We start from the raw sequence: 11,237 nt of genomic DNA on the forward strand, positions 1-11,237 counted from the left end.
GCAGACAATAGGAGATGATAACTAATAACTTATATGCGGTCATGCTTCGCCCTCTTCCTTGCGCCAGATGCACCCCGAGGACTAAAGTCCTCACAGATTTTACAAGGTTTGTAGTGAGGACTTCAGTCCTGCTTTTTCCGAGAACAAAAGTCCTCACTACGAACAGATTTTATAAGGTTTGTAGTAAGGACTTCAGTCCTGCTTTTTCAGTAGTTCGATCGCTCAGACTTGAATTCTGATTTTCCTCAATCAAGAACTTAAGATTCCTTACGGGGAATTTTCCCACTCAGGGGTAAGCTGGCGGAAATTGTATTTAGACACACCTGGGTGACAAGTAACGCAACTGCTGATATTTGCTGGTTGCGCCAGCTTGACTCTGGGGTGCAAAGCTTTGAAGTAGCGAGAGGTGGCGACTCGGTAAGCTAGTTCTTCGTCTTTGGCTTCGGGACGGGAAAAAGTTTGCAGGTAGTTCCACACTAGCAGCCGGGGCGGGTCTACTAGGAGTTTCAAGGTTTGTCCGTAGTGTTGGGAATCTTGCAACAAGCGGCGCCAGGTTTCTGTTGGCAATACTTGCGGGGGTAAGCCGATGTGACAGGTGGCGCAGTTTTCTAGGTAGAGTTGCTGTCCGAGTTGGTAGCGTTCGGGGATGCGATCGACAGTGCCATTATCTTCAATAGCAGACACTTGAGCAAGTCGCGCTGGAGTGTTGGAGTTCGCAGTCTGGGCTGCCACCCATCCGCCTCCTGTACAGCAGACAATTATCAACACCAGCAATGTTGAGTAAAGCCCCCGCAAGCCACGAGAGCGATACTTGGGGGGAGTTTCGTGATTCATTCTGTTTCTGCGTTCTGGCTGCTAATTTCTGCGGTCTGGAGGAGTTTTTTCCCAGCCCGCATGGATGGGTTTTCTAGATTACTGGTATGCTCATGCCTTCGCGGGCCAAGCAGCTATTGGCGAATGCTGCCTGCACGTCTGCTTCGACGCGATCGAGAAAATTGTCGTCGTGACCGGGATCGTGGTGAAACATCACGATCTTTTTGACTCCCGCAGCTTTCGCTATTTCTACTCCGGCTTGCCAAGTTGAGTGTCCCCAGCCGACTTTTGGGTTTTTGAAGTCGTAATACTCTTCGTTGGTGTAGTTGGCGTCGTAAATCAGCACGTCTGCGTCGCGAGCTAGGTGTACTACATTTTCGTCCAGCCGATCGGGAAAATGCTCTGTATCGGTGCAGTAGACGGCCGTGTGTCCCTCCCAGGTGACTCGATACCCGATCGCGGTATTCGGGTGATTGAGCAATGCCGTTTCGACTTTCACATCGTCGAGTTCGAGAATATCCCCTGGGGTCAAATCGTTAAATTTGAGGTCTGACTGCATCACCTGGATGGGGACTGGAAAATTGGGGTGGTGCATTTGATCGGCAAGACGCTGTTTGATTGTAGTGCCGTTGGGGGCGATCGCTCCGTAAATGTGAAAGCAGTTCCCCGGGATAAAGGCAGGAGTAAAGAATGGAAATCCTTGAATGTGATCCCAGTGAGTGTGGCTGAAAAACATATGGGCTTCGACCGGCATTTGTCGCAGCAGGTTGAGGCCCAGAACTCGCAGACCGGTGCCACCATCAAAAATCAGGCGTTTTTTCCCCAAGCGCATTTCTACGCAAGAGGTATTACCTCCGTAGCGAATTGTTTTGCTGCCGGGGGTGGCGATGCTGCCCCGCACGCCCCAAAACTGAACGACAAACTCGGTCAAAGGACTATTTTCCATACTGGCTTTCTGATCGGAAGGCTCTGGAGTGGTTTGAGAGGGTGCGGAATCTGGCATCTTTTTTAGGTTTGGGCGCAGGAACTTGGGAGTTGAGATCTTAGTGTTTAGTTTTTAGTGTTTAGTTTTTAGCAATCCGTACTATAAAACGCTTTATAGAAAACTATCCGAGTACCAAACCCGGAAATCAGACTTACCGAACACTTGGGTTGTTAGAAGCCTCAACCCGTGCGCGATCGGTTGCTGTAACAGATATCACGCTTTAGAGACCATTTTTGCACCCTGTGGGCTGCCCGGCGTGCGGAACTGTCCTGAGATTAAGATAGCGTTGATGTCAGTGTTCGGGTAAATTTTCCTCAAAAGTAGAACGCATTCGCCCGCTTGCTGAGAATTTGCGCTTAATCTTACTCTATGACTAGGATTTTTTTCAAGATTGTGCCGGGGGTGGCGGTTTGAGGAATTCCGTTCCGGTGACTGGGGATTCACCAATGATTTTACATTCTAGCCACCCCCTCCTCGACTGCACGTCCTAGACGCGGATCGGTTGCATTAAGTTCGGCTTCCTGAATTGTTACTCGGGTTGCAGTCGAGGATGCAGGCGCTTGGAACCTATTTGCGATCGGCTGCGATGCACTTTTCGACTAACGGCATTACTAGATCGACATCTTGCCAACCCAGAATTTCGGTCACTTTTTTCTCCAAATTTTTGTAGGTTCTAAAAAATTCGGCTATTTCGTCCAAGCGGTGTGGGGCTACGTCTTTGAGGGACTTATAGTGAGCGTAACGGGGGTCTTTGTCGGGAACGCACAGCAGTTTTTCATCTCTGTCGCCTCCGTCGATCATTTCCAGCATTCCGATCGGACGGGCCGCGATGATGCACCCTGGAAATGTGGGCTCGTCCATCATCACCATGCCGTCGAGGGGGTCACCGTCATCGGCTAAGGTGTTGGGTATGAAGCCATAGTCGCAAGGGTATTGCACTGAGGCATAGAGCACGCGATCGAGTGCAAAGGCTTGCATCTCTTTATCAAACTCGTATTTGTTTTTGCTACCGGCGGTAATTTCGATCAGGACGTTAAGCAGTCCTGGTTTCGGCTGTGCCGGAATTAGCGATAAGTCCACAATAATATCTCCAACTTAACAGATGATCGGGGATGAGTGCTACTTGCCAAATCCCTTTCATAGCATTTTACGGGCGATCGGGATCGATGCTGCATAAAGCTGGATACAAAGCGGGGGAGTGCGAGAAGATACAGCGGACGGGCGGGACATCCCACGAACAATAGATTGGACGGGCGGGACGCCCATCCCACAGTTTGAGAGGGGAATGGTTTGTTTGGGCGATCGAGATATTTTCAGAACCAGATATTATTTTTCCCCTCTGTCAAAGTTTTTTTAATTTTCAATCCCAACCACTGGCTTAGTTCTGTTGCTAACCATGTGATTTCTGATTCACTTAGTCCCTGGTTTTCTCCTAGTTGATATTTTTGCTTGCCAGCTTGAATAAGCATCTGATAAATGTTGGAATTGTATTGCCTAATTTCCAATTGACAAATCTCCTGTCTGGACATCGATCGTGGATAATTCCATTTCAGCCCTAGAAGATTGCTGGTATAGGAGATTTGATGCCGATCTATTCTAACACGCAATTCCCGAAATAATGCAGAGAGAAGTGTTACTACTACAGCAGCTAGTAAACTTCCTGATAGCATAATCAACGAATTCCTTAATAAATTATTGATTACCGATAGGTAATTGGAACCACCTATCCTTAAAAGGATATTTGCAGCAACCGCAGCCGAGAACCAGGCAATCAAACTAAAATCGACTTCCTTAGGTGGAATTATAATTTCTATAAACTCCGAATTTTTTGTGAGTTTAATATCGCTTTCTGGCGGTTGCACTACAAGAGGATTTTTTTTGATTTTGTTGATAGCACAGGGATTTTCGTCGAGCGATCGGAATGCTTTATCAGCCGAAGATAACCGTTTTTCCAAGCTCGGTTCGGTCATCCACTCCAGCCAATGAATCAAATTAGGATTGAGGTGCTTCGCGCGATCGGCAAATTGAATTTTCAAATCCTGCTGCGATATTTCCATGGGATGCAAGCCCGTTACCAAATAAATTAAAGTTCCACCTAAACCGTAAAGGTCAGAAGCCGGAACCGATCGCCCGCCAAATTGTTCCGGCGCCATATATCCGTAAGTTCCGACTACTGTAATTGTGCCGCCAAACTTTGCAGCTTGGTTCTGCACCGAACCAAAATCAACTAAATAAACTTGTCCGACACTATGGCCGGATCTGCTGTGTAGTAAGATATTGCTTGGTTTAATATCGCGGTGAATAACAGGCGGATTTTGCTCGTGCAAATACATCAAAATTGCTAACAGCAATTTAGCTAATTCTTTCACCTCACTTTCGCTAAAAGTACGCCCGCAGCGCAAATGTTCTTCTAAAGTTTTTCCCTCTACATAAGTCTGTACCAAGGCAAAGCTTTTACTGTCTGGTTCGTCAATTTCCAGGTAATCGAGGTGCCGAGGAATTCCTGGGTGAGAAAGTGCTTTTAAAGTTTCCGCTTCCCTTTCAAATAGCTTGAGGTCTTGCCATTCAAAATCGCTACCGAGGAAGAGCTGTTTGATGACAACTAATTCTTGAGTTTGTAAATCGCGAGCCAGCAGCGTTTGGCGACCGGTTTGTTTTCCCAGTATTCGCTGCACTTCATAGCTTTCTGCTAATATTTTACCAGTCATGTTTTATTACCTTTATTTCAATACGGTTCACTTAAGATGGTCATTGCGAGGAACGAAGCAATCACAGTATCTATTTTTCATGAGTTTTCCCTCTTGTCATCTCTTAAGTTAACCGTGTTGACCTTTATTTTAATTTGAAGCGAGCGTCGGGGTTCAGAAATCGGTTTTTTTAGCGAGTCTGGCGGTTACAACGCGTATTTTCGTAAAAACCCGGTTTCTAGAAGTCAGAGTGCCTAATTCCTGTAAATTTTAGATTATAGTCCGCTTGCTTTTTGATACCACCGGGCAATAGACTTGCTAGCTGTCCCCATTGACAGTCCTACAATTAGCGATATTGCAAGTATAAAGCTAATTTCAGACATGGAAAGCTCTCCATCATTAATAATATTCCACGTCCCTTCATCCTTCCAATCCTCCATCATCGGCCACAAGAAAATACTGGTCGCCGAGGTAAATGTCACGATACTAATTGCATTTAAAACCTGTCGGTGAAGTTTGGGATTAGTTAGGGGGGAAAACCAAAAGCACGTCACAATTGCTGCGATTATTCCATTCGCTAACGCCAGAGGCAAGGCGAAAAGAACGCTCCAGAATCCTCCGATAAAAATTTGCTCCCAAAACCCCATCGCAATGATGCTTAAAATTATTACTGCACAAGCTCCTATAGCTTTAGTTCCTGTCGAAATTCCGACCTCGATCGCATTCCAGAACAATTCGTCGGTACTCACAATTTTCCCCTGTCTCACTGGCCGGGAATATTTATCTATTTGCTGCGGTTTTTCCAGAACTTCTTTGGCAATCTGAACTGAGGCGGGACGGCGTTCTAAACTGGGATGCGTCATCCACTTCAGCCAATTGCTAAAACCGGGACTTAATTCCGTGAATTGCTCGAATTCAATCCGCAAATCTTGCTGTGGCAAATCGGCTGGATGCTGCTTGGTAATTAAGGCGATTAATGTTGCTCCCAAGCCGTACAAATCGGAAGCTGGAACTGCTCTCCCGCCAAATTGTTCGGGCGGCATATAACCATAAGTTCCGACAACGGTGACGGTTTTTCCCTGTTGCGTGGCTAGGGTTTGAACAGCACCAAAATCGACTAGGTAGACTTCACCGACGCTATTGCCCGATCGATTTTTGAGCAAAATATTGCTGGGTTTAATGTCGCGGTGAATCACCGGCGGCTGTCGCTGGTGCAGGTATCCGAGGATGTCTAGTAATGCTGTGGCTAATTGTTTGACCTCATTTTCGCTGAAGGTGCGGCCGTCTGAGAGATACTCTTGGAGGGATTTGGCTTCGATATAAGTCTGAACTAGGGCGAATCCTTTGCGGCTGGGTGTGTCGATTTCAAAGGAGTCGAGATATTGGGGAATTGCAGGATGGGATAGGGATTTTAAGGTTTCGACTTCTCGCTGGAACAGTTTCAAGTCTTCCCAGTTGAAATCGCTGCTGAATGACAGGAGTTTGACTACTACTTGCTGTTGGGTTTTTAAGTCGCGGGCTAGTAATGTTTGCCGTCCGGCTTGCTTGCCTAGTCGCCGTGAGCACTTATACCGATTTTCTAATATTTCTCCTAACAAATCCCCGATGTTTTGTCCGCTCATGTTCACCTGCCACTGAAGCGATTGAACCCAGCTTAGCTGGCCAAGCTGCAATTGTCTGCACTTGTTTAAGCGATTTAGATCGAACCTGGTGGTATCGCAATTAATATTACCCACACTCAGGAAACGGCACGTCCAGTTTCCCTAGGAGCGATCGGGCTAGGGAAACGGCAATGCCGTTTCCTCCTAGCGAGCTCAGAGTGATTGTTTTGGAGTACGAACGCCGCACGATGCCTTGTCCGACATTGCTACGGCAAAAAACTTTTTTTTGCCAAAGAACCAGCGCCTTTAAACACCATAAAAATGCCCCTGATTCAAGCTTAAATTTAACGTTGAATTTGCTTGTAAATTGACTGCACTACATCTAGCATGGTCATGAGTTGGTGCCATTCGGGAGCGTCTGGTTGGTAGCTTTTTGCCCGCTGAGTTTTTAAACTCTGGTGCAATAAATTCAGCAGCGTCTCTGGAGACTGAAACGAGTTATCATCTTCATCTTTTGGGCTGGAGGCTGCATTTTCTATGGTTTCTTTGATGCTTTGTGCCTTATCTGCGAGACTCAAAGCTCTGCCCGCCATGTTTTCTGGCATTTTGGGCCGTTCCGACAAAGACTGGCGGGTCAGTTCTTCGAGCAGTTGGCGGACTTGAGCCACCCATTCGAGATCGTTTACCGAAAACCAATCAGATTTAAACCCTTGTCCCTGTGGTCTTTGCTGAATGCTTTGTAATTTTTGGAGCAGGGGAAGAGACTTTTGAGTGATGTTTTCGGGGATTCTGGGGATATCTGACAGCGAGCTGCGGGCAATCTCTAGCAATAGTTGGTAAACCTGATCTACCGACTCAATATCTCCCGATTGCGAATTCCAATTATCCATAACTGATGCTAGTAGTTTTCTATATCTAAGACTAGAACGTTAGCTTTCTGCTGAAAGCAAGCTGCTTTTAGGAGGCGCCAAAGTTATTAAGACTTACGGGCGCGGGGTAAAAAACCCGGTTTTTGAGTGGATGTTAGGTCGCCTTTGCCCCAGATTTTTCTTAAAAACTGGGTAATGCTGGCGCAAGTCCTAATTTTTTTTGGAAGCTCTTCTGAAGGTAGAAGTGCTGTGTTTGTTGTCGCCAAACACCGCACAATGCGGGTATCTGGCGGTGGCGAGGCAAGCGATCCCAAGTCCGGTTATCTAACAATCATACCTGCTGGAGCTGATTTAAAATTGCCCCAACAGGATATTAAGGTTAATTGATTGGAGGGGAGGTGCACTCCCGATCGCGATCGCCCCCTCCGCACCGGGTACCGCTGCTATTTTTCTTTGAGATTCCATACGCCGTCCCAGTTTAGTACGTCGGGAGGGCTGAGCTTATATAACCCGCAGCGATCGACGTGCAGTTTAGCTGCCTTGTTTTTGGGTTCAATGTCCAGAACAAGGTTAAATTCGCGTTCTGCGTCTCTAAAAGCTTGCTTGGCTTTTGGTTCTAAGACTTTCTTAAACTCGCTGAGGAGTTTTTTCACGCGATCGAGTCCCAGATTTTCAAATTCCTCCTCTAACATTTCTATCACTGTCTCGGAGGCTTTAATTTTAATTTTAGCCTGCAATAGCTGCCTGATCTGTGCGGGTTTCAGCCTTTTAATTTTAGGATTTGATGGTTCTAAGATGTCTGCTTCCAACAGTTTTTTAACCTCGCCCTCTTGCAACGATTGAATATCGTCTGCTGATAGCTGCTTGATTTTGGCTTGCAGCAACATTTTGGCTTCATCTTCCGAGAGGTTTTTGAGACCTTCCAATTTCAACAGTTGGATTTCTGGCTGCAACAGCACGATTAGTTTATCTGCTTCAGACAGATTTTTGGGATCGTACTCTGACAGCTTTTTGAGTTGATATAACAACTTCTTTAGTTCGTATTCCAACTGTTCCTCGACACTGTAGGAAAGTTTTTTGATTTCTGTCTCCGGCATTTGGGCGACATCATCTAAGATATTTTTCACCTCACTGTCAGATAGTCTGTGAGTGACTGGCGTCTTGTAATGTTCGCGACCCTTATTATAATGTTCTACAACTTGTTGCTGTTTTTCGGTTAGTGACTTGCCAATGGGCGAGTATCCTTCTTTGATGCCGACGAGTTCGTAAATGATAACTGGTTCGCTTTTGCCTTTGACGGTAATGAAGTCGAGTTCCCGCACGTAGACTCTCTCGTGATAATGCTTGTAGGTATTGTCACTAATAATTAAGTCAGTTCCGTACTGCTTGCTGGCGCCTTCTAAGCGAGAGGCGAGGTTGACGCCATCTCCTATAGAAGTCAATTCCATGCGTTTACTTGAGCCAATGTTGCCACTGACAACTTGATCGGAATGTATGCCCATACCAATACTGATGGGCAACTCACCATTAGCTATACGATCGAGATTGAATTTATCGAGTTCTGCTCGCATTTTCACTGCCGTTTGCATCGCGCACCAAGCATGATCTTCTAGGGGCGCCGGAGAGCCGAAAACTGCCATCAGAGCGTCGCCGATGTATTTGTCGAGAGTGCCTCCGTACTCGAATACGACATCTACCATCACTTCAAAATACTTGTTGAGCATCACCACCACTTCTTCAGCTTGCAATTTTTCCGTAAGTGTGGTATAGCTGCGAATATCTGAGAACAGCACCGAAACTTCCTTGCGCTTGCCGCCCAATCCTGTATCCCCTGAAGCTAACAGTGCTTCGGCTACTTCTGGGGTCATGTAACGGTACATCAAGTTTTTGACTTGCTTGGCGCTGCTAATATCTTCCATGACGACTAACGCGCCGTTGACTTTGTTGGGATCGGTAGCATCGGTCATTGAGTTGATCGAGAGATTGATACTCTGCGATTTTCCTTCACAGGAGAGCAAAACTTGATCGGGGTAATACTGCTGGCGATCGTTATCGTCTTCTGGAGACAAAGACGCATCGAACCACTTGGCAAAATCGCCTTTTTCTAACTTAATTAACTCGCGCAAAGATTGGCCTTCTGCTAATTCTGCCTCGCTGACACCGAGTAATTTTTGGGCGCTGGGATTTGTCGCAACTATATTGCCTTTTTTATCTGTAGAAATCACGCCGTTAGTCAGGGCGTGCAGCATATCTTTTTGTCTTTGTTCTTGCTGTTTGACTTCTGCAAACAGTTTGGCATTTTGCAGGGCCACTCCTGCTTGGATGTTAAACGACTGCATAAAGTCCAGGTCGTTTTTATTGAAACTCGCTTTCCACTGTTCGGGGGCCTGAGGCCAATCTGCCGGGTTGTAGGGCGGGAATTCTCCTTGTCGTTTTTTGTTGACTAACTGCGTAACTCCAATCAATTTGTTGTCGGAGTTAAACACTGGCATACACAGCATACTGCAAGTGCGGTAGCCTGTTTTTTGGTCGGTATCTCGCGAAGTTTTGGCGCGGGGGTCGTCGTACACGTCAAAGGAAATCAGCAGGTGTTCGCTGGATTGGGCGACGATTCCTGCAAAACCGGCTGTTCTGGGTATGCGAATTTCTGTAAGTGTGCCTTCTTTGTTGGGAAGTTTCGTCCACAGTTCATCTTTATCTTCGTCGATCAGCCAGAGGGTGCTGCGATCGGCATTCATGAGTTCTTTGGCCTGATCCATGACCCTTTTGAGGGTATCTTCTAAGTCGAGACTGCTCTTAGAAAGAGCGTTTACGGCATTCATCAGCGCCGTGGCGGCCCGCTGTCTCTGAGTTGCTGCGTAGAAAGATTTGGAGGATTCTAGAATTAGGCGAATTGAGGGAGCAAATTCATTGAAAACTCGTTCGTCTTCTTCCGTGAATCCAGCCCTGTCGATTTGTCGATCTAAACTAGCGTGATTTTGGTGATCGGGTTTTAGTTTATTAATCAGTTGAACGACTGCTACTAACTCGTTTGTTTCTTCCTTTAGCAGGGGCATTGCCAGCATTGTATAAGTGCGGTAGCCCGTTTTTTCTTCAACTTTTTTGGCGTTAGCCGATCGCGAATCGTTGTAAAAATCGTAAGGGATGTTAACCACTTTTTTCTCGGTGGCTACTTCTCCGGCGATGCCCACGTGGGCGGGAACTCTGATTTCTATGCTTTTGCCATTTTCGTCTTTGGCAACTTTTGCCCAGAGTTCATTTTTGTCGTCGTCTAATAAAAATATCGTAGTGCGATCGGCATTGAGCAATTCCCCTGTTTTGAGGGTAATCGACTGCAACATATCGTTGAGGATAGCGTCAAATCCCTCGCTCTCCAGGATGTTATCGAGCATTCCCAGGGTTTGATTGACAACCTTAAGTTTTTCTTCTACTTCCTTAACTGCTGCTACGGAACTTTCCTTATTTAGGTGAGCAAGAATGTTTGTGACTCCTTGGCGCGGGATAATTGCACTGCTGCTGGTAGGGGCAGGAGCAACCACGGGTTCGGGAGAGGGAGAAGGCGTAGGGGTAGAGTAGGGTTGATTATTTTCACTGCTGATAGGAGTGACATCTATCACGTTGTCCAGAGAAGAGTAATTTGTGGAAGATGCAGGAGGATTCATAGACCTTTACAGAAGCTTAAGTGTAAGGGTTAGTCTAAGCTAGGACAGCGGGCAAGTTCATCTTTTGAGTGAGACAGGTCGCACCTGACTCAAGTATGTGTGAAACTATTTCCCAGTTTACAGAAGTCCGGGCCTAGGGCAAGGGAGGTTCAGTTGGCATTGCTGCTCAACGGCTAGTGATACGGTAAAGCAACGGTGTGATTGCTGGAATCTTTTTAGAGATTGCGAATGGTGTTTTAATGGTTTATTAACTGATTTTGGCATTGTGCGCCCGGTTGAATTAGGTTTGCCCTATTCCAGAGATCGCCGACACGAACAGGAATGCGTGCTGCGGAACTGCTGAAAAACGGATGGCATTGTAGGATTAGCCGCAATTGTGACACCACCCATTGTTGGTGATGTGTGCCCTTCTGTACACAATTGTGGTTTTTAACTAGAATTTCTGTCAATTTTGCTGCTATACCCTTGCATCCCCAGACTTTAGTCTGGGGGCTGCGAGCTTTTTTTGTAAGATTGGCGGTTTTGAACCTCCCCAGGGCTAAAGCGACGGGGATTCGGGCCCACCCAAAAGGGCGACAGTGGGACATTCAAATATCCCTCTAGACCCTCAAGCTTGTGGC

9 protein-coding genes are annotated in these 11,237 nt (G+C 46.5%); 2 read left to right on the forward strand and 7 right to left on the reverse strand.

What is annotated here, in order from left to right; translation table 11 throughout:
* Nucleotides 1–267: 267 nt before the first annotated feature.
* The 3 genes from JGK16_RS30585 to JGK16_RS30595 all read right to left on the reverse strand — a co-directional run bounded on the left by JGK16_RS30585 (nucleotide 268) and on the right by JGK16_RS30595 (nucleotide 2,878).
* Complete coding sequence (locus JGK16_RS30585; RefSeq protein ID WP_293186842.1) at nucleotides 268–834, reverse strand: diheme cytochrome C; 567 nt, start codon at nucleotides 832–834, stop codon at nucleotides 268–270.
* 73 nt (nucleotides 835–907) lie between these two features.
* Entirely contained in the window at nucleotides 908–1,816 is a 909-nt protein-coding gene (locus JGK16_RS30590) for an MBL fold metallo-hydrolase (RefSeq protein WP_293152460.1), read from the reverse strand.
* 549 nt (nucleotides 1,817–2,365) lie between these two features.
* On the reverse strand, nucleotides 2,366–2,878 hold the full coding sequence (locus JGK16_RS30595) for an inorganic diphosphatase (protein WP_293152463.1): 513 nt from the start codon (nucleotides 2,876–2,878) through the stop codon (nucleotides 2,366–2,368).
* Between the two features lie 32 nt (nucleotides 2,879–2,910).
* Here JGK16_RS30595 and JGK16_RS30600 point away from each other — a divergent pair, with 32 nt between their 5' ends.
* Complete coding sequence (locus tag JGK16_RS30600; RefSeq protein WP_293186843.1) at nucleotides 2,911–3,042, forward strand: hypothetical protein; 132 nt, start codon at nucleotides 2,911–2,913, stop codon at nucleotides 3,040–3,042.
* Nucleotides 3,043–3,111: 69 nt separating this feature from the next.
* Here the strand turns inward: JGK16_RS30600 and JGK16_RS30605 are convergent, their stop codons facing one another.
* The 3 genes from JGK16_RS30605 to JGK16_RS30615 form a co-directional block, all read right to left on the reverse strand.
* Nucleotides 3,112–4,506, reverse strand: a complete 1,395-nt coding sequence (locus tag JGK16_RS30605; protein WP_293193628.1) for a serine/threonine-protein kinase — start codon at nucleotides 4,504–4,506, stop codon at nucleotides 3,112–3,114.
* 254 nt (nucleotides 4,507–4,760) lie between these two features.
* The gene (locus JGK16_RS30610) at nucleotides 4,761–6,107 is read right to left on the reverse strand and encodes a serine/threonine-protein kinase (RefSeq protein ID WP_293193626.1); all 1,347 of its coding nucleotides are present in this window, start codon (nucleotides 6,105–6,107) and stop codon (nucleotides 4,761–4,763) included.
* Nucleotides 6,108–6,430: 323 nt separating this feature from the next.
* Nucleotides 6,431–6,976 carry an inorganic pyrophosphatase gene (locus JGK16_RS30615; protein WP_293186846.1) on the reverse strand — a complete coding sequence of 182 codons (546 nt, stop codon included), beginning with the start codon at nucleotides 6,974–6,976 and terminating at the stop codon, nucleotides 6,431–6,433.
* Between the two features lie 174 nt (nucleotides 6,977–7,150).
* Between JGK16_RS30615 and JGK16_RS30620 the strand changes: the two genes are divergently transcribed.
* Nucleotides 7,151–7,342: a hypothetical protein gene (locus JGK16_RS30620; RefSeq protein WP_293186847.1), complete on the forward strand. Its 192-nt coding sequence runs from the start codon at nucleotides 7,151–7,153 to the stop codon at nucleotides 7,340–7,342.
* Nucleotides 7,343–7,398: 56 nt separating this feature from the next.
* Here the strand turns inward: JGK16_RS30620 and JGK16_RS30625 are convergent, their stop codons facing one another.
* A complete protein-coding gene (locus JGK16_RS30625) occupies nucleotides 7,399–10,617 on the reverse strand; it encodes an adenylate/guanylate cyclase domain-containing protein (RefSeq protein ID WP_293186848.1) in 3,219 nt (1,072 codons plus the stop codon).
* Between the last annotated feature and the right edge of the window lie 620 nt (nucleotides 10,618–11,237).

The organism is Microcoleus sp. PH2017_09_SFU_O_A (assembly GCF_020738625.1).
Taxonomy (GTDB): domain Bacteria; phylum Cyanobacteriota; class Cyanobacteriia; order Cyanobacteriales; family Microcoleaceae; genus Microcoleus.